Annotated in this window: 16 protein-coding genes, 1 tRNA gene and 1 pseudogene; 9 read left to right on the top strand and 9 right to left on the bottom strand. The window is 68.0% G+C overall.

The features are described 5' to 3' along the window. Positions 1 to 104: 104 nt before the first annotated feature. Positions 105 to 1,445 carry a M20/M25/M40 family metallo-hydrolase gene (locus tag ACOJVX_RS12785; RefSeq protein ID WP_026417975.1) on the bottom strand — a complete coding sequence of 447 codons (1,341 nt, stop codon included), beginning with the start codon at positions 1,443 to 1,445 and terminating at the stop codon, positions 105 to 107. A 98-nt stretch (positions 1,446 to 1,543) separates the two neighbouring features. Between ACOJVX_RS12785 and ACOJVX_RS12780 the strand changes: the two genes are divergently transcribed. Beyond that, a tRNA-Leu gene (locus ACOJVX_RS12780) sits at positions 1,544 to 1,626 on the top strand. Positions 1,627 to 2,187: 561 nt separating this feature from the next. Here ACOJVX_RS12780 and ACOJVX_RS12775 read toward each other — a convergent pair. From ACOJVX_RS12775 to ACOJVX_RS12755, 5 genes and pseudogenes are all read right to left on the bottom strand, one after another. After that, positions 2,188 to 3,261, bottom strand: a pseudogene (locus ACOJVX_RS12775) (recombinase family protein); the annotation flags it as partial. A 571-nt stretch (positions 3,262 to 3,832) separates the two neighbouring features. Continuing rightward, entirely contained in the window at positions 3,833 to 5,488 is a 1,656-nt protein-coding gene (locus ACOJVX_RS12770) for an SEL1-like repeat protein (protein ID WP_418154111.1), read from the bottom strand. Between the two features lie 751 nt (positions 5,489 to 6,239). Then, on the bottom strand, positions 6,240 to 7,643 hold the full coding sequence (locus ACOJVX_RS12765) for a DNA cytosine methyltransferase (protein ID WP_418154112.1): 1,404 nt from the start codon (positions 7,641 to 7,643) through the stop codon (positions 6,240 to 6,242). Continuing rightward, a complete protein-coding gene (locus tag ACOJVX_RS12760; RefSeq protein WP_418154113.1) occupies positions 7,640 to 8,764 on the bottom strand; it encodes a TRM11 family SAM-dependent methyltransferase in 1,125 nt (374 codons plus the stop codon). The genes ACOJVX_RS12765 and ACOJVX_RS12760 overlap by 4 nt, the downstream gene beginning before the upstream one ends. A gap of 58 nt (positions 8,765 to 8,822) precedes the next feature. Continuing rightward, entirely contained in the window at positions 8,823 to 9,506 is a 684-nt protein-coding gene (locus tag ACOJVX_RS12755) for a hypothetical protein (protein WP_422646773.1), read from the bottom strand. A 921-nt stretch (positions 9,507 to 10,427) separates the two neighbouring features. On the opposite strand from ACOJVX_RS12755, the gene ACOJVX_RS12750 reads away from it, so the two are divergent. From ACOJVX_RS12750 to ACOJVX_RS12725, 6 genes are all read left to right on the top strand, one after another. After that, positions 10,428 to 11,405 (top strand): hypothetical protein, encoded by a 978-nt coding sequence (locus ACOJVX_RS12750; RefSeq protein WP_418154115.1) that lies wholly within the window; start codon positions 10,428 to 10,430, stop codon positions 11,403 to 11,405. A gap of 104 nt (positions 11,406 to 11,509) precedes the next feature. Continuing rightward, positions 11,510 to 11,821 (top strand): pilin, encoded by a 312-nt coding sequence (locus ACOJVX_RS12745; RefSeq protein ID WP_422646772.1) that lies wholly within the window; start codon positions 11,510 to 11,512, stop codon positions 11,819 to 11,821. Positions 11,822 to 11,824: 3 nt separating this feature from the next. After that, the gene (locus ACOJVX_RS12740) at positions 11,825 to 13,960 is read left to right on the top strand and encodes a hypothetical protein (protein ID WP_422646771.1); all 2,136 of its coding nucleotides are present in this window, start codon (positions 11,825 to 11,827) and stop codon (positions 13,958 to 13,960) included. After that, complete coding sequence (locus ACOJVX_RS12735; protein ID WP_418154117.1) at positions 13,957 to 15,213, top strand: PrgI family protein; 1,257 nt, start codon at positions 13,957 to 13,959, stop codon at positions 15,211 to 15,213. The genes ACOJVX_RS12740 and ACOJVX_RS12735 overlap by 4 nt, the downstream gene beginning before the upstream one ends. Continuing rightward, positions 15,213 to 17,108 (top strand): VirB4 family type IV secretion system protein, encoded by a 1,896-nt coding sequence (locus ACOJVX_RS12730; RefSeq protein ID WP_418154118.1) that lies wholly within the window; start codon positions 15,213 to 15,215, stop codon positions 17,106 to 17,108. The genes ACOJVX_RS12735 and ACOJVX_RS12730 overlap by 1 nt, the downstream gene beginning before the upstream one ends. 49 nt (positions 17,109 to 17,157) lie before the next feature. Then, entirely contained in the window at positions 17,158 to 19,761 is a 2,604-nt protein-coding gene (locus ACOJVX_RS12725; RefSeq protein WP_422646770.1) for a type IV secretory system conjugative DNA transfer family protein, read from the top strand. Between the two features lie 92 nt (positions 19,762 to 19,853). Here ACOJVX_RS12725 and ACOJVX_RS12720 read toward each other — a convergent pair whose 3' ends face one another. After that, positions 19,854 to 20,735 carry a hypothetical protein gene (locus ACOJVX_RS12720; protein WP_418156067.1) on the bottom strand — a complete coding sequence of 294 codons (882 nt, stop codon included), beginning with the start codon at positions 20,733 to 20,735 and terminating at the stop codon, positions 19,854 to 19,856. Between the two features lie 423 nt (positions 20,736 to 21,158). Here ACOJVX_RS12720 and ACOJVX_RS12715 point away from each other — a divergent pair, with 423 nt between their 5' ends. Then, positions 21,159 to 22,226, top strand: a complete 1,068-nt coding sequence (locus ACOJVX_RS12715) for a replication-relaxation family protein (protein ID WP_418156069.1) — start codon at positions 21,159 to 21,161, stop codon at positions 22,224 to 22,226. 4 nt (positions 22,227 to 22,230) lie between these two features. Further along, positions 22,231 to 23,196, top strand: a complete 966-nt coding sequence (locus tag ACOJVX_RS12710) for an NlpC/P60 family protein (protein ID WP_418156066.1) — start codon at positions 22,231 to 22,233, stop codon at positions 23,194 to 23,196. A 387-nt stretch (positions 23,197 to 23,583) separates the two neighbouring features. On the opposite strand, the gene ACOJVX_RS12705 is transcribed toward ACOJVX_RS12710, so the two are convergent. Both ACOJVX_RS12705 and ACOJVX_RS12700 read right to left on the bottom strand, forming a co-directional pair. After that, entirely contained in the window at positions 23,584 to 24,435 is an 852-nt protein-coding gene (locus tag ACOJVX_RS12705; RefSeq protein WP_422646769.1) for an IS3 family transposase, read from the bottom strand. 35 nt (positions 24,436 to 24,470) lie between these two features. Next, a complete protein-coding gene (locus tag ACOJVX_RS12700; RefSeq protein WP_030106222.1) occupies positions 24,471 to 24,803 on the bottom strand; it encodes a transposase in 333 nt (110 codons plus the stop codon). Positions 24,804 to 25,331 lie beyond the last annotated feature (528 nt).

Genomic DNA, 25,331 nt, shown 5'->3' with positions numbered 1-25,331 from the left:
TCCGACCCGGCCAGGGGCCATCGCCACCTCGGGCGGCTGTCCGGGACCACCCGCCGGGCGGGCGCCGAACCACCCCACCCGCCCGGCGAACAGCCCCCGGGCGGTCAGGACGAGCGCAGGAAGCGGTCCAACACCCGGACCCCGAACTTGAGGCCGTCGACGGGCACCCGCTCGTCCACACCGTGGAACAGGGCGGAGAAGTCCAGGTCAGCCGGGAGCCGGAGCGGCGCGAACCCGAAGCAGCGGATACCCAGCCGGCTGAGGGCCTTGCCGTCGGTACCCCCGGACAGCATGTAGGGCAGCGTGCGCGCGGCCGGGTCCTCCGCCGCGATCGACGAGGTCATCGCGTCCACCAACGCGCCGTCGAAGGTGGTCTCTACCGGAGGCAGCCCCCGCCACTCCCGCTCGACGTCCGGCCCGAGGATCTCGTCGAGCTCCCGCTCGAAGGCCTCCTGCCGACCAGGCAGGATACGGCAGTCAACCGTCGCCTCGGCCACCGACGGGATCACGTTCGCCTTGTACCCGGCCTGGAGCATCGTCGGGTTCGCCGTGTCCCTGAGGGTGGCACCGACGATGCGGGAGATGGCGCCGAGCTTGGCGACCGAGCCCTCCAGGTCGTCCTCCGGGAAGTCCCACCCCGTCATCTCGCTCACACCGGCAAGGAACTCGCGAACGGAGTCGGTGAGCACGATCGGGAACCGGTGCTGCCCGAGACGGGTGACCGCGGCGGCCAGCTTCGACACCGCGTTGTCCTCGTGCAGCATCGACCCGTGCCCCGCACGGCCCCGAACGCGCAACGTCATCCAGGCGATGCCCTTCTCGGCCGTCTCGACCAGGTAGGCCCGCACCCCGTCCTTGAAGGTGACAGAGAAACCACCAACCTCGCTGATGGCCTCCGTGACGCCCTCGAACAGCTCCGGGCGGTGTTCCACCAACCACTGCGAGCCGTACCAGCTACCGGCCTCCTCGTCCGCGAAGAACGCGAACACGATGTCCCGGGGCGGCACGATCTGGTTGCGCTTGAAGTGCCGGGCCACCGCGATCGACATGCCCAGCATGTCCTTCATGTCGACCGCGCCGCGACCCCACACGTAGTCGTCCTGCACGGCACCCGAGAAGGGGTGGACCGACCACTCGGAGGCGTCGGCCGGGACGACGTCGAGGTGGCCGTGCACCAGCAGGGCACCTCGCGAGGGGTCCGACCCCGCCAGCCTCGCGATGACGTTGGCCCGCCCGGGAGCACCCGACTCGACGTAGGTCACCTCGTAGCCGACCTCGGACAGCTGTTCCGCCACGTACTCGGCTGCGGCCCGCTCCCCCACCACGGTGTCCGCATCACCCGTGTTGGTGGTGTCGATCCGGATCAGCTCGCTGGTGATGCGGACGGCTTCGTCCTCGGCGAGGCTGAGCCCTGACGGAGTGTTGGTCTGCTCGCTCACCTGCACTTTCTACCACCCTGACCCGTTTGAGGGGGGTGGTGGAAACGACCTTGGAGGCATGGTCTAATCTATGTACAGCAACGGCGGAGAGCCGAAGCGAGCAAGTCCGAGTGGCGGAATGGCAGACGCGCTAGCTTGAGGTGCTAGTCCTCGCAAGAGGGTGGGGGTTCAAGTCCCCCCTCGGACACGTACTATAACCCCAACTGTGCGGGTCGAGATTTGTCTCGACCCGCACAGTTCGTTTTCCCGGGTGGTACACGGCCTGGAGCCGCAGACGCCGGTACACCTCGGCCTTGTCGTCAGGGTCCGCCGCACCCAACACACTCCGCAGGTCTCCCACCTCCTCGAGAACCGCGTGAAGCTCCTCGCCGGTCCACACCCGCCGCGCTCCCGCCGTCGTGGAACGGCTGAGTGCCTCAGCGCGCCGCGCCTGGGTCTCCGCGATCCACTCAACCACCAGGCGCGCGTCGGCACCAGCCTCCAACGCCGCCCTGTGACGACGCAACGCCCTGTCGCACTCCCCAACCAGCCGGGCCGCTGCTGTCTCCACCGGGTCCTCCTCCTTCTCCCGCTGGGCGGCGCACAGCGCGTCCACGGTGTCGGAGATCCGGTGCGGGGCGAAGGACCTGCTCAACCAGTCATCGAGCGGCCCCAGGAGGTCCCGCTCGGCAAGGTACACGTTCCTGGGATGTTCGACCTTGTTCGCCAGGCCGTACTCGTTGGGGAACCGGCACCGGTAGAAGAGCACGCCCCGGCTCTGTTGGCCCTGCATCCGCCGCCCGCACAGTCCGCACCGCAGCAGACCCCGCAGCACGTAGCGGTGGCGGGTGCGCCGCCGCTCCCGGGTGTCACGTCCCCGGCCCTGGGCGGCCGCGACCTGCTGGGCGCGCTCGAAGGTGTCGAGGTCGACCAGTGGGTCGTGCACGATCTCCCGGGAGAAGACCCAGGCGTCGCGGTCGTTCCAGCGCATCTTCGTCTCATGCCCGAGCGCGACGTCCTCGACGTCGAGGAGCACTTCCTCCTTGCGCTGCTTGTTCCAGACCTGCCGGCCGGTGTAGCGGGGGTTGGACAGGATGACCCGCACCGCCCCCTTGGACCACGCCACACCTGACCGGTGACGGTTCCGCGTCGGGTCGGCGGCCGAGGGTGAGGGGATCCCGTCTCGGGTCAGTCCCTCTGCGATCGCGAAGATTCCCCGACCGTTGAGGTATTCGTGGAAGATCCTCCGGACCGTGGGTGCGGTGTCCTGGTCCGGTTCCAGGCGGCGCAGCCGTCTCCCCTCAGCGGCCTTACCAGGGTGGGGGTGCGGGCCGGCGTCGGCCAACCGGTAGCCGTACGGCGGGCGTCCGCCCAGGAACCGTCCTTCGACACTCGCCTGCGCGGCCATGGCCGAGCGAACCCGGATCTTGATGCGGTTCCGCTCGCCTTTGCTCATGCCCCCGAAGACCGACATCACCAGGTCATGGGCTTCGGAGTCCGGGTCCACCGCACCTCCGACTTCGGGCACCCACAGTCCGACTCGGTAGTGGATGAAGACCGGGAAGGTCAGCCCGTACTGGTTGCCGTAGAACGCGCGCTGCGGCTCACCGATGACGACCGCGTCGAAGCTGCGGGCGGGCTCTCGGATTTCGCGGAGCAGGCGGGCGGCTTCGGGACGGCGTTTCCAGGGGATGGAGCGGGACTGCCCCACGTCGAAGAACTCCGTGGTGATGGGGCCGTGCCGCTCGATCAGCGCCTGTGCCCTCGCTCTCTGCCAGTTGCGGGAGGCTTCGGGATCCTGTTGGTCTTCAGTGGATACTCGGCCGTAGAAGGCGAATCGCATCGTTACCCTGCCCTTGTCGTATGGTGATTCTCGTTCCGCCTGATCCACGCACGTTCACAAACGTCACTCGAGGGATACATATTTGATGCTTTCTCGATAATCCTCAGCAGCACCCGCGCCACTTCCGGGTCGATCTTTGGACTCTCCTCCCCGAGGTCCACCTTCACCACACACCCAGCAGGAGCAACAGGACCACGTTGACCAATTAGTTTACCCTTGACACCCATTTTGCATGCCACTCCAACCCCCTGACCATCGAGAAGCACCACCAGCATCCGTTCACTTAGCGGACTTATTCACAACACCACCTTACCGAACCCTACGCAGGACAGCGGCCACGCGCGAACCATGTCACCATACGTTATATTTAACTGCTGGCGTGGTAGCGATTTTGTAGCCCAATTGACACGCGAGCACTGGGCGAAACAGGATCCATCGAGGTCGGCGATGCGCAGTAGGATTCACCACAGACGCGACCTGCTACGAACGCATAACCTAGTCTACTTTTGACGAAAATGCACGGAATCGTGAATATTTATTACACGTGACCGCGAGCCCAGCCGACAAGCTCCTATTCCAGCTTCTGCTCACGTCGCAACAAATTCGCTCCAGTGGAATCACTCGCAAGTCGAATCCAAACCTCGGCTTCCTCGTCCCGACCAAGGTATATCATTAGGCCAGCGAGCGCCTTTATCGCGACAATATCACCACTCCTCGCCGCACGGCGGTACCACACCATCGCGTCTTTGAACTGCCGACGAGATTTATGCAACCTACCAATGTTCATCATTGCCGTCTCTTCACCGGCCTCAGCCGCACGATGGTACCAAACGTCGGCCTCCTCAACCCGACCATCTCGCTCGAGCAGAGCACCAAGATTTGTCATCGCCCTACTGTCACCCAATACGACCGCCCTGCGATACCAGACCTCAGCCTCACTGACCCGACCACCTAGATTTAGTAGCAGGCCGAGGTTCGTCATGGCCTTGCTGTCATTGGCTTCGGCCCCTACGGCCCAGGCACGCTCCGCACGGCCCACCGCTCCTGCGTTGTAGGCTCGGAGCCCCACTCTCAACAGATCAGCCTTGGAGGCGGTAGATAGCACTACGTTCCAGGCTGCCTCATGCACCTCGGCGGAAAGTACTCTGTCCTGGTGCGCTTCGTCGACCATGTCAACGAGGTAGTCCGAGGCCAAGTAGGCGTTCTTACCCACCGGGGTAAGGCACGAGCCCGCGCCCAGTACAGGTGCGCACGCCCACGCAAGTCCTTGTTCCACAGACGGGAGATCGTGGCGCTGAGACCACCCGGAAACGAGGTAGTGGCGGAACAGCCCTGCGAGTGTGGCCTTTGGCAATGCAGTTGACAGTCCAGCGCGGCGGCAGTCAACTGCCGCACTGATCAAAGCTCGTCCCACCCCAGCAGGCTCGTCGCCCACTCGCCACCGCTCAAGCATTGCCGGCCCAGCAGCCAGGTACTCTCCGAACCCCTCTCCAGCAATAGCGGCCGCTGCGAGACGCTCATCCTGGTCGGAGAGCTCCTGAGCCCGCTGCTGCTCGTCGGCGTCCAACCGTGTAGGTAGCGCCAGGCGCCGCTCGTCCGGTAGCGCGGTGAATACTTCCGCTCCGATGTGCAGATGCTGATTCGACTGAGTCCACGTCGCCATTCTGACCTGCTCATACGGGCGTAGGGCCTCGTTGCGTATGGTGGCAGCCACCACTCTGCGCGAACCTGGTGCGCACAGCCGGTTCAGCAACTGATGGTCCAGCCCCTCGCCGCCGAGAAAGCGTTCCAGGTCGTCCAACAGGATTACTGCCCCATCAGGGAGAACCTCAGCGTCAGCGAGACGGCGTAGATCCCGGCCGTTCCGAGGCACCACCAAGGGGTCTTCTCCCCGCTCAGCTCGGATGGTCTCGGTGACTAGGCGAGTCTTCCCCGCTGCCGCCGGGCCACGCACCAGCACCATCCCCTCCGACCGCAACATCTCGGTCAGCTCAACGCCGAGCGTTCGGGACACAAAAGGGGGTAGGCCCCTAGCGCTGACGGCGGATCGTGCCGACTTCACACCCAGCTTCGTTACTTGCACCTCTACCGCAGAGGGCAGGGTGCCATTGGCACGTAGATGTACCACGCAGTCCCGGATGATCAGGGACACCTCGTCGTAAGCAGGCGAGGGCCCGTGTTGGTGGACGTCGCCGTGCACCACGCCGATTTGGGCTACGGAGGTCACGGACCCACTCAGACTGTTACGGACCAAGGACTCGGAGGCGTCTGGCCTTGCCGCTCGCAGCCCATACAAAGTCGCCAACGTGCCCAAAACTGTGAGCCCTAGGGCTAGAGCATCAGCGATTCCTGTACCACCATCGCCACCAATGAAACTTGACAACCACAGTGTGGACCAGGCCAGGCCTGCGACCGTGATTACTGCACCGATCCCAGCCAGCCACCGGTACCTCCTCCGAGTGACCTTCTTCATCTACGACTCCGCTCGACAACCGCCTCGGCAGTACCTCAGTCTGCCGTACTCTGCTCACAGTGGCGGGAAACAACCGGAGGCCGTTGCGATCGCGATGGCCAGTGGGTGACCGACTCGGAGCAGGATGTTGAAGCTCGTACGACTCGGTGGCCTGCCTGGCAGGGCCTCACATCGGCCCTGTCCGGGAAAGTCAGCGACGCACAGCACCACAGAGGCTGCTCTGGTAGTCGCGAAGACGAGGCAGGGCCACTAACCGGCTTAGGATCTGCGGGAACCCCCTTTGACCGAACACCGCGGGCCGTTCCTCGGCTTTGCCTGCCGACCGTTCATCGGCCCGCCCCGGCGGCAACGATGGGTCCGGGCGATGTCGCGCAGCCACAGGGCGACGACCGGACCTGCTCTCACCGCCCGAGCAACCGGTCCTCCCAGACACCCTTCCCCGTTCGTACTGGGCAGCGTGCAGGTCGACTGCCGTGAGAAGTTGCTGAGCCCGTGTCGGGCTCTGTCACGCACCGGCTTCGTCCTCCAATCGCCCGGGAGGGTAATTGGTACTGAGAAGGCCGTTGAGATCGCCGAGGAGCAGGGACACAGCGTAAGCCGCCTGCTGCGGTACCACGCCATTGCCCAAGGCACGAAGCTGCGCGGTGCGTGGCAGGTCCAAGTCAGTGACCCACCCGCTTGGTAAGCCCATGAGATGCTCAACGAAGGTGGGCGCGAGCACTGGGCGGCCATGGTTGCCAACCTCGGTTGGTTGCGGGGCTGGGCGCCCGAGTACGGCCTCCCAACGGCGGATCGCCGCGTCGTAGACGCCCCAGTCCAGTGATGCCGATCCGACTTGTGTTGTGGCACGGCCCGGGGCTACACCTGCCAAGAGGTTTCCTCGCCCCTGATATCGGCGAGGAATGCTGGTCCCAGCTGGTGGATTCGTTGGATGACCGCTGACGGGAGCATCAGGTCGCCCTTGGAACCACGCTGCGCCGGGCATCCCTTCGTGCCGTCGGTTGCTCGGGGTGTTGGCAAGAGTTTCGGGAGAACCGTCTCGCCAGGCGGTGTGGGCTGAGGCAGGTCCAGGCACAGCCGGGTCGGACAGTGGCGGAAGGTTTCCGCCTTCCCCGAAGCTGAGCGGGTTGTCGTCGCCCGTTGCCGTACTGCGTCCGACAGTGCAGGACCGCCGGTGTGACCGCGATGAGTGCAGTTCTTCGCATCGGGGGCAGTCGGAGTTGGTAGCAGTCGAGTGTGCTGCGGACACTGACGTCGGGTTGCGCTCGCGGAGCTGGTGCGACTGAACGAGCCTTCGGAGACGCAGGGCCTCGACACGCGGAGAGGGCATTCCGCAGCCCTTCGGCAGGCATGGCCAGGCCAGCAGGAAGACCCGCTCTCGCCGATGTGCGGCTCCGACCTCGGCGGCGCGGACGCTACGCCACAGCGCGTCATACCCTGCTTCGGCCAGGTCGCCGAGTACGCGGTGGAGTCCTCCGGTGCGCCAGCGGAGCGCCGCGACGTTCTCCACGATGAGGAGGAGCGGTCGTAGTACGCGAAGGCCGGCCATGATGTCGGTCCACAGCCCACTGCGGGTCCCCTTCTCGATACCTGCTCGGTTGCCCGCAGCGGAGATGTCCTGGCATGGAAACCCGGCGACGAGCACCTCCACCGGTTCAACCTGCGCCCAGTTGATGTGTCGGAGATCTCCGTGGTTCGGCGCGTCAGGTAACCGGGACGCAAGAATTCGCGTGACGTGTGGGTTGGGGTCAGCTACCCAGGCGACCCGGCCGCTACCGAATGCGGCGAGTACTCCGAGGTCGAGGCCCCCGTATCCGGTACACAGCGAACCAAGGACGGGGCCGGGCTCGACGGGAGGCCGAGAAGGGGCTGACGCCGTGGAGGATTGGCACCGACAGGGGGTGGTCATGCTGCGCGGCCTTCTTCCTCCACCCGGCTGGCCGGGTTCTGGACTGGACTGGTCGCGGGACCCCACGAAGGACCGGGCGGGGCCGGGTACGTGGATCCGAGGCCGCCTGCGCGTGTGCTGCGGTGGAGTGCCGCGCGGAACACGAGGACGTCCTCGTGCGCGATCAGGTGCAGGGGTAGTCCAGCCTCCCGCTGCTTGCGGATGAAGTCGCGTTGGAAGAACGAGCCCCGGGTCACGAACCCGTCGTCCGTCGCGCGAGCGAGCAGCGCGACGTTTCGTTCGACAGGTATCAACCCGGCGGAGCGGCCGCACGCCAGGATCTGCGAGGGCAGGTCGATCAACTCGGCGTGCTCACGCCACGGCCGGATGGTGATCACCACGTGGCCTCCCGGTGTGAGGAAGGTTCGCAGCCCGGCGAGGATGCGGGTGAACCCGGCCAGCAGGCGGTGGTGACCGATGTTGGCGAGGTTTCCTCGGTCGAGCGTGTTGCCGTAGCGGTGGTAGTACTTCTGCACCCCCTGCCCGGGTGCGACCGCGACCTGGCCGTGTGTCGAGGGGCCGTAGGGCGGGGAGGTGACCACCAACGTGGCCTGACCCACGTACTCGGGCGGCAGCAGGGTCATCAGCTGGCGGGCGTCACCGTGGAACACCCGCGCGTCGTGGTCGATCCCGTGTTCGCGTGCGAGGTCGAGGTTGGCGCGAGCGACGTCGACCCAGTGGGGTTCGTACTCCACTCCCACGGCGCGGCGGCCGAGGCGGAGGGCTTCGACCAGGGTGGTGCCGATCCCGCACATCGGGTCGAGTACCAGATCGCCGGGGCGGGTGTAGTGGGTGACGGCGTGCCGGACGACCTCCGGAAGCATCTTCGCCGGGTGTGGCGTGGAGTCGGGGGTGTAGTAGTTCTTGCGTTGGGTCGCTGGCGAGCGTTGAGCGGTGGTCCACACGGAGACCGCGGGCGGTTCGAGGGCCAGGCACGTGCGGGTGCTGGCCGTTGGGGGTGGAGTGTCGAGCGCGGCGATGACGTGACGCTGGATGGGCTGCGTTGTCTCGTCGTCACCGTAGGTGCGGGTCGTGTCGTTGTCGGGGCTGGCGGTGGGCGGATGAAGGGCGTGGGGCGTCACTCGGCGGCCTTCCTGGTGGGGTCGTCTTGGGGTGTGGCAAGGAAGTGGCGGTAGGCGTTCACCGGGTGCCTCGTTCGTCCGTGGTTGCCCGGGCGAGCTGCGGAATTGGTCGGTGGTCATGCGGCTGCGCGAAGACGAGGACGTCGGAGTGGATGCGTCGGTGGGGTGCGGGTAGCCCGCGTACCAGGGCGCGGTATCGGGCGCCGGCTTCGCGGTCGCCGCCCCCGAGGTTCGCGAGGAGGAAGTGGTCGTCGCGTACGGGGGCGTGCAGGGCGACGATGTGTTGGAGGTAGAGCAGGTCGGCGTTCTGAGCGGCGGCGACGAGCGGTCCCGTTGGGTCGGACAGCTCCTCCCCATTTCCGTCGCAGCGAGTGAGGACGACGAGGAGGCCGCCGACGCTCAGACGGCGGGCGGCGAACAGCGCGACGAGGTCCGCCTGCTGGTCTGGGGAACCGGTTGGCGACAGGCTGGTGATGACGAGGTCCGCTCGGTTGCGTCCCGGCGGAGGCGAGCCGAACTGGGGTGTTCCGGCGGTGGGCGCGGGGGCGGTGGGCGCCAGTTCGGGGGCCGAATGTGGTTGGTCGACGAACTCGGCCCAGAAGGGCCTGAACCGCGGCGTGCTCGCGGTGGGGCCGTCGGGAAGGTGTTCCACACTCCCGGCTCGGCCGAGCTGCTTCACAACGCCCAGGGCTCTGCTGAGTTCGTCCTCCGGTTCGTTGTCGTCAGTGCCATTGCGGGGCACCGACGACGGCCTGCTCCCAGGGGGGTTCCGGTGGGGGCTGGACAGCAGGACGACTCGTGCCGTGGGGGTGCTGAACGAGGTTACGATCCGCTCCACCAGTGCCGTGGGCCAGGCACGCTCGGTGGGCACCGGGGAGTCCCCGGCGGGCCACACCGTCGCCGGCGGGGGTGTTGTCGCCGCGCCGTGCAGTCGCGAATGCCTGGTGTTCGTGGTGGGGTGGCCGAGGCTGACACGGGTGGTGGTGGGGGCGGTCGGCCACGGGCGGCGGTCCCCACCGCGAGGCCCGCCGAGACGGGTTGACTGGTCTGCGCGGACAGCGGAGTGGCGCCGTCGCGGTGGGTGGCGGCGGGCGTCGTGAGGCTGGGTCACGGAGGTCCCTTCGTCCGAGGTGGGGGCGCGCCCGGGTTGGGAGGCGCTGCTGACGCCTCTGAACTCCGGCGAACAGGCGAGTCGGGGACACGGGACCGTCGACATTTTCTGTCGGTACCGCTTCCGGTTGCCCACCTGGGAATGCGCGAACCTGGAAATGCGAGAAACGAGTGATCGTGACACCTCGCAGACTCTTCGTCTGACTCCCTCATCCCGTCGGTTGGAATACCCATTGCGAGGACGGTGCGGTGACCGGAGTGGTACCAGGCAGGTACCGCAGCAGCGTTACCGCAGGTCAGATACGGCTAGCGGCCTGCTCCCCGTGAGCTTGAGGCAGGCAGTGAGTAGTTCCTGCACGTGATCGAGTGCCAGGTTTCCACGAGCTTCGTTTCTCGATCCGGAACCGGGTGGTACGTGCCTGGTACCAGTTTGGACGTCGGTCGGTACTACCCAGATGGCTTCCTAGATCGGTCGTTGTGACCGTCTCGTTCTGGGAGCCGTTTCATGAGTGCACGCACAACCCCTCCACGGCGGAGTTTCGAGCGTGGTTCGATGCCGCTGGACGCTGCCCGGTCGGCGTTCGAGTGGCTGGTCACTGGGCCCCGGCCCGTGTCGGTCGACGGCCGGTTGTTCGCCGGATTCCCCGCTCGGCGGGTTCCGCTGGACGAGGTGCGGGACCGGCTGCTGCGCCGTCGTTGCCCGCAGACGTTGCGGGACGCGGTGTGGGCGCATCTGGTTCTGCTCACGCGCACCGGAGGAGAGGCCTGGACGATTGGGGCGGTCGGTGTCGCGATGCCCGCCCTGACCTCCATCGCCGCGCGGTTGTCGACCAGGTTCGCTGGCGACCCGAGTGACATTCACGCCGCGGTACTCGCCGGGTTCGTCGCCGAGCTCGGTGAGATCGACCTGCGGCGTCCCCGCATCATGCTGCGGCTGCGGTGGGCTGCCTACCGCGCTGGGCACGCCGCCGTCCGGGAGGCACTCGATACCCCGGTTCCCTCGGGGCACGGGTTCCGTTCGCGTATGCCTCCACCACCGTGGGGGCACCCGGATCTCGTTCTCGCGCGCGCCGTCGCCGAGGGGGCCATCACCTCGGCGGAGGCCGAACTCGTCGGTGCGACACGGTTGGAAGGCGTGTCGCTTGCCGATGCCGCCGCCCAGCGCAACGTGTCGTACCAGGCGGTGAAGAAGGCACGTCACCGTGCCGAGCAACGCCTGGTTGCTTACCTGCGGGACGAGGCACCGCGCTCCGGTGAGTGCGTGGGGGACCTGGCGATCCAGGCCACCCACGCCGTGGCCATCCGCGACGCCGCAGCTCGTGCCTCGAGGACCGCCATCGCATCACGCGGTGTGACCGCCGGGTCAGCGCCCACCGGGAAGAAAGCCGCGCATCGCGTGTCCCTTCCGGCCCGGTTTCCCGGAGTTCAGGGGCGCGGGCGGGGTCCAGCCTTCGCCTGCTCCACCGGTTCCTCGCCCCGCCCCGAATCGGGGCCGGCCGGCTCGTCCTCGGAGGTGTCGTCATGCGTCTGAACCCCCCTGTCCTCCCCCCGCGAACCGTCCCGCACGACCGCCAGGACCGCAGGCGCGCGACGGGGGCAGTGGCCGCTCGCCGTTTAGATGCTCGCTGGCGACCGGTGGTGGTCGGCGCGCTGGTCCTGCTGGGTTGGCTGGTGGGCGCGTCCGCCCACGCGGACCCCGTCGTCCTGGCCATCGCCGAGAGCGTCGACGAGGTGCTCACCAACATCCGCAACTGGCTGATGGGCATTCTCGCCGGCCTGGCCACCGTCTTCCTGACCATCGGCGGGGTTCGTCGTGTCTTCGGTGGCGGGGACCCCGGTGAACAGGAGAAGTCGAAGGAGGCGTTCAAGGCCGCAGGGATCGGCTATGCCTTGGCTGCGCTGGCTCCGCTGGTCGTCAGTGTGCTCAAGGGCATCGTGGGGGCCTGAGCGATGCGCACCGTCACGCCCTGCGCGCGCTCCTGGTTCCGGTGGTGTTGCCCACTGCCCTCGCCGCCGGTCGTCGGCTCCTCGACCGCCGCGCGGGGACTTCGCTACCGCGCGGCGGTGTTGGCGGTGAGCCTCCTCGTCGTGTCGGGCGCGGTCGCGGCTCCCAACGCCCAGTCGGCTGCGGCCGAGTTCGTCGACGGTGTCGGGGTAGTGCGGATGGCGGCGGCACCGGAGCCTCCTTCGAGCACGGAGTGGCCGTTGTCCTCCCTGGCACCTCCGCCGCCGATGTGTGACCCCGCGCTCCTGCCGCAGTACTGCGATCCGCCGGACATCCCGACATCCTCGACGGCGCCGTGTTCGGGAGAAGGCTGCATCCCGCACCCGGACCGCACCGCGCCCTCCCCGGTCCCGCCGGTATCTGAGCAGCCCGAGCAGGAGGAGCCCGACAGCAGGTGCGGTCTGACGAACATCGGCGCCTGCATCACCGAGTCCATCGACGCCTTCTTCCGTGGTGTCGTCACCCAGGCACTCAACCCGCTGCTCGAGCTGTTGTCGACGACCCTGCTCACCACACCCACGCCCGAGGCGGTGCCGCGTGTGGGTGAGCTGTGGGAGAACTCCTGGCAGATCCTGCTGCTCTCCTACGGCCTGCTCGTCCTGCTCGCGGGCATCATCGTGATGAGCTACCAGACGCTGCAGACCCGGCACTCGGTGAAGGAACTCGCGCCGCGTCTGGTCGTCGGGTTCCTGGCTGGAGCGCTGAGTCTGTGGGTGGCGACCAAGGGGATTCACCTCGCGAACGCGCTGGTGGGCGCGATCATGGGCGAGGGTGTGGAGGAGCACTCGGCTGGCGAGGCGCTGGGCGATGTGGTGCTTGGCGGCCTGGACGGCGGGTTGTGGGTCATCTTCATCGGCATCGTCTTCGTGGCGATGCTCGTCGCGTTGCTCATCACCTACGTCGTGCGGGTCGCGCTGACCATCGTCCTCGTTGTCGCCGCCCCGCTGGCCTTGATGTTCCACGCCCTGCCCCAGACCGAGGGAATCGCCTACTGGTGGTGGAAGGCCTATGCCGGGTGCCTGGCGATTCAGCTCGGGCAGAGCCTGACCCTGATCACTGCGACGACGGTGTTCCTCACCCCGGGCGGGTTCACGCTGTTCGGCGCGACCTCCTCCGGCGCGGTCAATCTGCTCGTGGCGTCAGCGCTGATGTACATCCTGTTCAAGATCCCGTTTTGGGTGCTGGCCTCGATTCGGGGTGGCGGTGGGCGCAGCTTCGTCGGGTCGCTGGTGAAGGGGTTCCTCGCGTACAAGACCTTCGGTCTGCTCGGCGGTGGCAGCGGTGGTAAGGGCTCTCGACCGCGTACCCCTGCCGGCGGTGGTGCGGGGCTCGCTGGCGGCGCAGCCCGCACCACCGCCCGGACTCCCTTGGCCCAGCCGACCACCTCCGCTGCCCAGCACACCGGCATCTCCCCTGGCGTTCACCGGCGCCGGGCCGCAGCCACCACCGCGTCGGCGTCCACGCCGCGTTCACCACGGACACCCTCGGGGGCGCGGGGTCGGCAACTGGCCCTGCCTCTGGGACGGGACTGGCCCGAGAACCGACCCGTCCTGGGTCGGGACGGGCAGTACCGGCTGCCGTTCGATGTCGAGCGCGTCCCGTCAAGTCCCACCGCTTCGCCGTCAGGCGCGGAGAGCCGTCCCCGCCGCGGCGGTGTACCGCGAGGGCAACCGGCCCTGCCCTTCGAGCCGTACCAGGGAAACCGCCCCACCCGCGCCGGCCAGTACCCCCTGCCGCTGGAGGGAGTGCGGCGGACGCCGAGAGTGACACCGAGTCCCCCACCCCCTGGGCGAGCGGCACGCGGGCGGCGGGTGGCGCAGCCGGAGCTTCCCGTCGACCCGTACTGGGGGAACCGTCCGACCCGCGCCGGCCAGTACCCCCTGCCGTTGGACGGTCTGCGGCGAGCGCGCCCACCCGCTCCCCCACCGACGTCGCCCTCGGGTTCGACCCCGCGAACCGGCCGGCAGCTGCGACTCCCCCTCGACCTACCGGGCGCCGCACGACAACCAGCGCCCCCACCCCCTCCGCCTTCCGCGCAGGTCGCGCGGCCACGTCCCCAGAACGGAGGTAGGACGTCATGACCGCGCCCGTCCGCATCCCGGCCGACGTCGACATGCACGACCGGGTACTCGGCCCGCTCACCGCACGGCAACTGGCGATCCTCGCCGCCGCCGCCGGAGCGCTGTACCTGGCTTGGTGGGCCACCCGCTCGTTCCTGCCGCTGCCCGTCTTCCTGGCCGTCGCCCTTCCCCTGGGTGCGCTGGCGGGCGTCGTGGCGCTCGGTAAGCGCGATGGCATACCGATGGACATGCTGCTGGTCGCGGCGATCCGCCAACGTCTTGCACCCCGTCGCCGGGTCGCCGCGCCGGAGGGCGTCCGGCAGGCGCCAGCCTGGCTCACCTCCGCCGCCGACGGCTCACGGGACTACCGGACGCGCCCTGAGCAGGTGTCCCCTTCCCCGCTCCAGCTGCCGGCCGAGGCCGTCACCGAGACCGGTGTCATCGATCTGGGCGCCGATGGTGTGGCGGTGGTCGCGGTCGCCAGCACGGTGAACTTCGCCCTGCGCACCCCCACCGAGCAGGAGGCACTCACGGCGACCTTCGGCCGCTACCTGCACAGCCTGACCGCCCCGGTGCAGGTGCTGGTCCGCACCGAACGGCTGGACCTGTCGGGTCAGATCGCGGAACTGCGCGCCCAGGCGGGTGGGTTGCCGCATCCCGCCCTGGAGTCCGCAGCGGTCGAGCACGCCGACTACCTGGTGCGGCTCGGGCAGCAGACCGACCTGCTTCGTCGCCAGGTGCTGCTCATCCTCCGGGAACAGCTCGCCGGGCCGGGACCTACGGACGGGCTCGGCGGCCCCGGGCTGTGGGCCAAGCTCGGCGCCCTGACGACCGGCCGTCGCGCGCACATTGGCGAGCCCACCGCCGCAGCCCGGCGAGCAGCCGAGTCACGGTTGGTGCGGCGCCTGACCGAGGCCGTCGAGCTGTTGTCTCCCGCCGGGATCACGGTCAGTCCGCTGGATGCTGGGCAGGCGACCGCGGTGCTGGCCTCAGCCTGCAACCCCGACACCCTGCTGCCGCCCTCGGCCGCGACGGCCGGGGCCGACGAGGTCATCACCACGGCTGCGGCCCCGGACCTGACCGACGACCGGTACGACCGCCCTTTCGACGTGCCTTCCGCAGCCAGTCCTGTCGGTCGCGGCGGCACCCCCCGTGACGGCGACGTCAACGAACCGGGCAGGCACGAGTCCTCCTCGGGCGAGGGCTGGCCCAGCGAGACCGAGGACTGGATGAACGAGGACTGGACCGACAACCCCGAAGGGAGACACCGCTGATGGCTCTGCGCACCCCGCGCCCCGGACACGGCCCGGGCACACCCCCTCCCTCAGCGGCCGTGTTCACCCCCGACGCCCTGTCGGTCGGCGCTCGGCATCTCGAGGTCGGCGGCGAGTGGTTGTGCAGTTTCGCCGTCGTCGGGTTCCCCCGCGAAGTACACCCCGGCTGGCTCGCTCCGCTCCTGAGCTACCCGGGTCGCCTCGACGTCGCGGTCCACATCGAGCCGATCGATCCCGCCACCGCCGCCAGCAGATTGAAGCGCCAACTGGCGAAACTCGAAGCTGGACGTCGGCACACCGCCGAGCACGGCCGTCTGTCCGACCCCCAGGTCGAAGCCGCCACCGAGGACGCACACGACCTGTCCTCCCGCGTCGCACGCGGCGAGGGCAAACTGTTCCGGGTCGGGCTGTACCTGACAGTGCACGCCACGACCGAGGAAGCGCTCACCGACGAGGTGGCGGCGGTGCGGGCGCTGTGCTCAAGCCTGCTGCTCGACGCCAAGCACACCACTTACCGCAGCCTCCAGGGTTGGGTAACGACCCTGCCGATGGGCCTGGACCTCATCGGCCTACGCCGCACTTTCGACACCGCAGCCCTGTCCGCCGCGTTCCCCTTCACCAGTCCGGACCTGCCCGCCCCGGACCCAACGAGCGTCGCAGCACCCTCGGGGGTGCTCTACGGCTACAACATCGGCTCCCAGGGCCTGGTGCACTGGGACCGGTTTGGGGAGGGAATGCACAACCACAACAGCGTGGTCCTCGGCAGGTCCGGCGCGGGAAAGTCCTACCTGGTCAAGTTGGAGCTGCTGCGCAGCCTGTACCGGGGCGTGGAGATCGCGGTGGTCGACCCCGAGGACGAGTACGCCCGGCTCGCCGCCGCCGTGGGCGGCACCGACGTCCACCTCGGCGCGCGTGGCGTTCGGCTCAACCCGTTCGACCTTCCCATCCACACGCGCCCGGACGGGCGGCGCACCGCACCCAAAGACGCCGTGGTCCGCCAGGCGTTGTTCCTGCACACCGTGCTCGCCGTCCTGCTCGGTGGGGAACCAACCGCTGCGGAACGGGCGGCGTTGGACCGAGCGATCGCCGCGACCTACCAGAGCGTCGGCATCACCGCCGACACCCGCACCTGGACCCGACCGTCCCCAACGATGCGCGACCTGAGAGACCAACTGGGCCGAGCCGGACAGGCCGGCGACCAGGCCGCCCGCGAGCTCGCCGCGCGGCTGCACCCGTTCGTCGAGGGTGCGTTCAAGCAGTTGTTCGACGGTCCCAGCAGCATCAACCCCGAAGGTCACCTCGTGGTGTTCAGCTTGCGTGACCTGCCCGACGAGTTGAAGAGCATTGGCACCCTGCTCACCCTGGATGCGGTGTGGAGACGGGTGTCGAACCCGACGATCCGCCGTCCGCGTCTGGTCGTGGTCGATGAGGCATGGCTGCTGATGAAGGAGAAGGCCGGCGCGGAGTTCCTGTTCCGCATGGCCAAGGCGTCCCGCAAGCACTGGGCAGGACTGACCGTGGCCACCCAGGACACCGCCGACGTCCTCGGCAACGAGCTTGGCAAGGCGGTCGTCGCAAACGCCGCCACCCAGGTGCTGCTGCGGCAGGCATCACAGGCGATCGACGAGATCACCCGCACCTTCGACCTCTCCGCCGGCGAACGGGCGTTCCTGCTCTCCGCAGACCGCGGACAGGGCCTGCTCTCCGCCGGAACCCAACGAGTGGCCTTCCAGTGCATCGCCTCCCCCACCGAGCACGCCCTGGTCACCAGCGAACCGGCTGAACTGGCGTCCTCCGCCGAGGACACCACGTCCGACCACACCGGCTTCGTCGACCTTGGCCCGCACGACGACGGCGACACCGCAGACGACCAGGTGGCTCTCCACCCCCGATGACAGAGCGGCATCACCCCAAGCCCGTCACCTACCCATGGAGAGGACCTCGATGCTCCCCGTACCACGCACGGCCCTCCCCCAGCCACCCACCGCACAACCGGCCAACGCGCCCAGGGCGGGCTGGTTGGAGGACTACCTCCACGATCCGGGCGGAACCCTGGTCATCCTGCTAGGACACCTACATCGGCTCATGGCGGCCTGGGGGCCGGTCGCGATCCCGATCGTCACCGTTCTCGGCTCGACCGTCCTGCTGGGCCAGCGGTGGTGGTCGCGGCGGTGCCACGCGCTCCTGCTCGCCGATGCCCGCCAGATCACCGTCCTCGCCCCACCCGAAGTCGATCCCGCCGGCGGGATCGCCCTGTGGTCCAACCTCGTCGGGCTCCTGCGGCCAGGCTGGCGCCGTGCGCTCACGGGACAACCGCACCTCGCCTGCGAGTACACGTTCTCGGAGACCGGAGTGGCGATCTCCCTGTGGGTCCCCGGCCGCGTCCCGCCGGGCCTGGCCGAGCGTGCGATCGAAGCTGCCTGGCCCGGCGCCCACACCCGCGTCACCCCCGCCGCGCCACCTCTTCCACCGCCGGGGCCAGGACAACGGCGGCTTGTCGTGGGCGGCGAGCTCCGCCTGGCGCGCCCCGAGGCCCTTCCACTGCGCACCGACTTCGACGCCGACCCGATCCGCGCGCTCCTCGGCGCGCCCGTCGGGCTTGGCCGCGACGAACACGCCTGTGTGCAGGTTCTGGCCCGCCCGGTCACCGGGCGTCGTGTGCAACGCGCCCGTCGGGCGGCCCGTCGGGTGCACAGCGGCGGCGCTGCCCGCCTAGTCGGTCGCCTACTCGACGCCATCACCCCCGGCCCCTCCGCCCGCGTCAGGCGACCGGGAACGCGGACGGCCAGCGGGGGCCTGCACAGCGACCCGCGGACCTCGCTGGAGTACGCGGCACAGAACCGAGCCATCGTGACCAAGCAGCGAGGCAGCCAGTTCGAGACCGTCGTCCGCTACGCCGTGTCCACCCTGGTGCCCAACGACAGCGGCGACGGAGAGACCAGGACGGCACGTGAGGTGGCCCGGGGCCGTGCGCACGCACTCGCGGCGAGCTTCGCCTCCTACACCGAGCACAACCACTACACCCGCCACCGCCTCCGCAACCCCGCCGCCACCCTCGACTCCCGCCGTCTGGGGCGGGGAGACCTGCTGTCGGTTCCCGAACTGGCCGCGATCGCCCATCTCCCCACTGACGCGGCCATCCCCGGTATCCACCGCGCCGGTGCTCGGGCATTGGCTCCGCCACCGGGTATCGCCGCCCCCGGCCCGGAGGCCAAACCACTCGGGACCACCGATACCGGCCAGCCACGGCCCGTCGCGCTGCGAGTGCCCGACGCACGTCACCACCTGCACGTGATCGGCGCGACCGGCTCCGGCAAGTCAACCCTGTTGGGGAACATGATCCTGGCCGACGCCGAGGCAGGCCGTGGGATCGTGCTGGTCGATCCGAAGGGCGACCTGGTGACCGATGTCCTGTCCCGTCTACCGCGCTCCGCCGCCGACCGGGTCGTGCTCTTCGACGCCGACAGCCGCTCCCGACCGCCCTGTCTTAACCCGCTCGACGGCGGTGAGACTGACCTGACCGTGGACAACCTCGTCAGCGTGTTCCGCCGTGTCTACAGCGCGTTTTGGGGACCCCGCACCGATGATGTCCTTCGCGCCGCCTGCCTGACTCTGCGCGGGCAGGAAGGCAGTGCCACTCTCGCGGACCTGCCCAAGCTGTTGTCCGACGCCGCCTTCCGCAGCCGCGTGACCGCCGGTGTCACCGACCCCGTGCTCCGAGGTTTCTGGTCCTGGTACGAGGATCTGACCGACTCGTCCCGTTCCCAGGTCATCAGCCCGCTGATGAACAAGTTGCGGGCGTTCCTCCTGCGCCCGTTCGTCCGGGACGCCATCGCCGGCGGCCGATCCACCGTGAACATGAGTGAGGTGCTCAACGGCGGGATCTGCCTCGTCCGCATCCCCAAGGGCTCCCTGGGCGAGGAAACCACCAGGCTGGTCGGTTCCCTCGTGGTCGCGCGCACCTGGCAGGACACCACCAGACGAGCACGCGTCCCGCAGCGCCTACGGCGGGACGCCAGCCTGGTCATCGACGAATGCCACAACTTCCTGAACCTGCCCTACCCGATCGAGGACATGCTCGCCGAAGCCAGGGGCTTCCGGGTCGCCATGACCCTGGCCCACCAGCACCTCGGCCAACTCCCCCGGGAACTGCGGGAAGGCATGTCCACCAACGCCCGGTCCAAAATCTTCTTCAGTGCCCCCGAAGACTCCCGCGAGCTGGCCCGCCACACCGCGCCGAGGCTGTCCGAACACGACCTCGCCCACCTCGGCGTCTACCACGCCGCTGTCCGCCTGGTCCTCCATGGTGAGGAAGCCCAGCCCTTCACCATGCTCACCCAGCCCCTGCCGCCGGCCGTGCCCGGACGCGCACGAGAGATCCGCACTGCGGCACGCCTCAGGACACGCGCCCGTGCGGCCGAGGTCACCGCCGGCAGGACCTCGCACCTCGCCAACCCGCCGGCGTACGAGGAGGTGGGGTCGCCCCCACCTGATTCGCACGACCGCGTCGGGCGTCCGGCCAGCACCGACCCCCGCCGCAACACCTGACATCGCCCGGCTGCTGTGGTCTCCCTGGTGAATGGCCGGTACTTGAACCCCTGCACTGTTCCTCTGCTGGCTGACGGACCACGTACCTTGACCTACAAGCTCTGATCTTGCTTGGCGCCATCAGAGCCGGTGGGCGCAACCTCGTCCGGGACTTCCAGAAGCCCGTAAACCACCAACGCTTCTGCACTGGAACTGTTCAGCCGCCGGAGAGCTCGGGCGGACTCGTCCAACTGTCGACTCAGTTCGTACGCATGCTGGTCGGTAACGGGCAACGTGTCCAACGCGAGGTGCAAGGCAACGTGCCGCCGTTGCAGATCAGCAACCGTACTGGACACCACTTGAGACTTGATCGGACGCATCGCAAGGGCTTTGCCCAGAGATGCGACAAGCGCCTGCGCCGGGACATAGTAGGCTTCACCATCGAGATCAAGTCCGAGTTCGTTGTCCGGCTCGAGATCTTCAACAATACTTGCAGGTAGGCCCAGGTAGTGCTTCGCAACCCAGTGTAGATCCGGCTCAGCGAGAACTCGCGCTATGGCATGCCGATCCCAGACTGCGAGCCTCTCGGTCGCGTGTTTTTCCTGCAGTGCTAGTCGCTCACCGGAAGGTATCACCTGCGCCGAGAAGTAGACGATGCGGTCGAACTCCCTATCACGCGCAAGAAGGATCTTGCGCACGTCCGAGGGGATCTTCTTCTTGTAATCACCGGTACTGCAAGCCACGGCCACACTCGCCGTTGTTGCGCGAACCGAGAACCAGGTGGCAACTTCGTGAGGGAGTGCCGTGTCGAAGGTTTCACCATCCCGACCTCCGTCCCCACCGGCCCCGACGGGTCCGGTCGCTACAAAGATGTTAGTGGCGATGCGGCGGCGAGCCACTTCAACACAGAGCTTTTCGAACCTGTGATGGTCGTTCTTCGCCGCCATCTGACTCAAGTGATACTCAAGTTGCGCAACGAACTCTGAGACATGCATGTAATCATTCTACCGATCGATCAGACTTCAGCTCCAGCCACCACACCATCAATTACACGGCCGATCACCCTAGAGTGGCCTCGGCGCGTCACCGAACCACTCCCCGCGCACTTCCTCAGTCACTAGCAGGAATCAGCAGGTAGTTCACGAACAGACTGTTCGCCACCTCGTGCAGCCAGACACGGATGACACTGTATACAACTGGCCGCCACGCAATGTCATCGCATCACCATTTCACAATGCGGATCAAGGTGAACAACACCTTCCACCACAAGGCGCCCTCAACCAGAAGACTCAAGACCCACCGCAATGGTGTAGCAGACGGCACATAGTTGGACCCAGTAATAACTGGAAGTTACAGTGAACTACCCGAAGGTCGCATCTACTGCAATTCCACCCCTTTGTTTCTTCGGAGGTGACCAGCTGATCACCAACCCCACCCGACAACGCGCGTTGCGCGGGCACAGACCCACCAGACCCACGCCTCGCGCGGCGAACACCGTGGAACACCAGACTCGCCTCGCGGGACGCCTCACACCGCGCGACAAGTGGATCACCCGGATGTTGTGGGAGCACCGTGTCCTCACCTCCCATCAGATCACCGCCATGGCCTTCCCCTCCTTCCGCTCCGGCCGGATGCGGCTACGCGAGCTCTACACCTGGGGCGTGCTCGACCGTTTCCAGCCCTTTGTCACCGTCGGGAGCGCCCCGATGCACTACGTACTGGCGCCCGCCGGAGCGGCGGTCCTCGCCGCCGAAGACGGTGTGGACGCCAAGGAGATGGGCTACCGCCACGATCGAGCCTTCGGCATCGCCCACAGCCTGCGCCTCGCCCACACGGTCGGCGTCAACGAGTGGTTCACCTCCCTGATCGACCGCGCAGTGCGCCATCACGAAGGTGAGGAGCGGATGACGTTGGCTGCGTGGTGGTCCGAGGCTCGGTGCGCACGCCACTTCGGCGACTTGGTCAAGCCCGACGGATATGGCCGCTGGCAACACGGTGGTCGGCACATCGAGTGGTTCCTCGAGTACGACTTCGGCACTGAAGTGCTGGCCAAGCTCGCCGGGAAACTGGCTGGGTACGCGGCCCTCGCTGAGGCCACCGGGATCACCACCCCCGTGCTGGTATGGCTGCCGACGTCACGACGTGAAGCCACCGCCCGCCGGGTGCTCGCCCGAACATGGCGGGAGTTGGACAACCCACTTTCGGTACCCGTCGCCACCGCCGCGGCCGAACTCCTCACTCGCGAATCAGCCAGCCCGAGCCCGGCGGACGCGGTATGGCTCCCGGTGGGCACATCCACTGGCGAGTCTCGCCTCCCCCTTGCCGAGCTACTCGACGCTTGGCCACACGTCGTCCCGCCGGTCACGCCGAGCAAGGAGACCGCCTGTGCCGCGAGTACGACAAGCTCGACGGTTCCCCCACCGCCTCCGATGCCACCAGCCCCGGTCCTCGGGAGCACCCAGGTGCGCCCGCGGGAGCGGAGGTGAGGCCGTGACCCCCAAGCTCGCCATCGCCGCCACCGCGGCCCTGCTCCTCCTCCCCATCCTGATCGCCCAGAGCGTGGGCTCGGCAACCCGTGCGCTGCTCGGCACCTCGTCCACCGCCGTCGACTGCACGGACCCAGTCGCCGACATCCCAACCGAGTACTGCCTGCTCTATCTCACCGCCGCACCCCACTGCCCAGGCCTGGACTGGACGGTGCTCGCCGCGATCGGCAAGGTTGAGACCGACCACGGCCGCTCGCCCCTTCCGGGCGTTCACCACGGTGAGAACTACGCGGGTGCCGGCGGGCCGATGCAGTTTCTCGCCGCCACCTTCGACACCGTCATCGCCCGGCACCAGATCCCGCCAGGTGGCACCTCTCCGCCCTCGCGGTACAACCCCCACGACGCCATCCACGCCGCAGCGTTCCTGCTCTGCGACGAAGGCGTCCGACAGGGCGATCTCCGAGGGGCGATCTTCGCCTACAACCGGGCGGAGTGGTACGTCGAGATGGTGTTGGAACAAGCCAGGACCTACGCCGAGGTCGCGAGGACCAGCATCGGCAGCGGTGACTGCAACGCCATCCAGGCCCCCAACGCCACTGCGCTGACCGCCCTGAACTACGCCTGCGGGCAACGAGGTTTGCCCTACGTCTGGGGCGGCAACGGGCCAGACGGCGGCGACGCGGGCTTCGACTGCTCCGGATTCACCAAAGCCGCCTATGGTGCCGCCGGCATCGCGCTCCCGCGAACCGCGCAAACCCAGTTCGACGCCGGTCCACGCGTTCCCCCCGGACACCCCTTGCTGCCGGGCGACCTCGTCTTCTACGGCAGCCCTGGCAACATCCATCACGTTGGCCTGTACCTCGGTGACGGTCTGATGATCAACGCTCCTACCTTCGGGCAGCCAGTGCAGGTAAACAATTACCGGTACAACGGCGACGACTACGCCGGAGCGACGCGTCCGACTCGATAGGGCCCGTTGTCCCGGCCCCGACCTCGGGGGGCTCCGAACCAGCACCGCACCCTCATTCCGCCCTCGGCTGCTGGCCGGCATACTGTGCGGAGGCAGTCGGTGGTGGCACGAAAGGTCAGCAGGAAAGTGAATGAGAATCGGCCCTGACGCCCGTAACGCCGCAGGTCAGGAAGTGTCGTCCCCGCGCACGCGGGGCTGTTCCGGCCAGTTCGACGTCCTCGCCGAGGTGTGGCCGGTCGTCCCCGCGCACGCGGGGCTGTTCCGTGGATCTCGATGCCTCGCGGCGGGTGGGTGCGGGTCGTCCCCGCGCACGCGGGGCTGTTCCCTCGGAGCCCTCTGGACCGCCCCGGTGGTGTTGGAGGCCGTGCCTCCCACGCTCGTGTGCGTTCAGACCGCTGTGGCCTGTCGCCAGTGTCGTTCCTCGTACTCCAACGGTGGCCTATTCCCACACCAACTATGCAGCCTGTGGTGATTGTACCAGTGAATCCACTCCGCAGTAGCAGCGCGGACGTCCGCAACCCCCTTCCACGGGCCTTTCCGGTAAATCAGCTCCTTCTTGTACAACGCGTTGACCGACTCCGCCAGCGCATTATCGTAGGAATCACCCCGACGCCCAACCGACCGCGCGATCCCCGACCGGCTCAACCGCTGACTGTAACGCAACGCCGTGTACTGCACCCCCCGGTCGGAATGAGCCACCAAACCAGGAGACAGACGACTCCTCCGCGCCCACAGCGCCATATCCAACGCATCCAACGCCAGCGACGTATCAGCGGTATCCGACACCTGCCACCCCACAATCGCCCGCGAGAACGCGTCCACGACCAACGCCGAATACACGAACCGACTCTCCCCGAGCCGAACGTAGGTCAGATCCGTGACCCACAACCGGTTCGGCCTCGGTGCCCGGAACACCCGCTCGACCAGGTCACCGGGCTGGCCCTCGACCTGCCCGGGCAGCATCGACCGCGGCCGGCGGGACCGGGTGACCAGCCCGGTCATGGCCTCGGACCGCATCAGCCGTTCCACGGTGCAGCGGGCCACGGTCACGCCTTGGCGGTGCAGTGCCGCCCAGATCTTGCGTGCCCCGTAGAGCCGGTGCGAGTCCTCCCAAATCCGGCGGATCACCGCAACGAGTTCCCGGTCGCGGCGGTGCCGGGCGGAGGGGTTCGTCCGTCGGTTGCGAATCGCGTAGTAGGTGGACACGCTCAGCCCTACTGTGCGGCAGGATACTTCCACGGGGAACCGGTCCCGGTGGTGGTCGACGAACTCGGTCAGCTCGGTGGGCGGGGGTCCATCTCCCGGGCGAAAAAAGCCGAGGCAGCCTTGAGGATTTCGTTGGATCGGCGGAGTTCGGCGTTTTCCCGTTCCAGCCGTGCGATCCGGTCCCGGTCCGACTCCCCGGTATTCGTGGAGTCCGCCGAGCCGGTGTGGGTGCTGGGTTCACCGCTGCGGACCCAGTACCGCAAGGCCTCGGGGTGCACTCCGAGTTGGTCGGCTACCCGGGCGATGGCTCCACGTCCGGGTCCCCACTGCCCCTCCAGTTCACGGACCATCTCCACCGCGCGTCGCCGCAACTCCTGGGGGTATTTCTTCGCGGAACCCATGCTCCTCATCCTTCCTGGGGTGCAGGGCCTCCAACAAACCCAGTACGGTCCACCGCGTGAGGACCGGCTCACCCCCGCTTGCGCGGGGCAGACGTGGCCGGCGTGATGATCGCCGGGACGTCGTGCGGCTCACCCCCGCTTGCGCGGGGCAGACGTCAGCCGGGTGGTGATCCACGCGATCGCCTGCGGCTCACCCCCGCTTGCGCGGGGCAGACTACGCGTTGACCAGGGGCGTGATGATGTGTTCCGGCTCACCCCCGCTTGCGCGGGGCAGACTCGTTCAGGCGCGGAGGGTGACCCTGGGCATGCGGCTCACCCCCGCTTGCGCGGGGCAGACGGGTCGGCCGGGGGCCAGGCCACCTCGGTCCGCGGCTCACCCCCGCTTGCGCGGGGCAGACGGAGTCCGCGCCAGTCGTCCACCGCCGTCACCGGCTCACCCCCGCTTGCGCGGGGCAGACCCTTGCCGACCTGCACTGATGTTAGCGCGTGACCATTTTGTGATTTTCTGTTGGTGTGGCTCCGCGAAGT

It is taken from the genome of Actinoalloteichus caeruleus, assembly GCF_049311605.1.
Taxonomy (GTDB): domain Bacteria; phylum Actinomycetota; class Actinomycetes; order Mycobacteriales; family Pseudonocardiaceae; genus Actinoalloteichus_B; species Actinoalloteichus_B caeruleus.
Note: the sequence above shows the minus strand (reverse complement) of the source record. Positions and strands in the feature narration are given on the sequence as shown.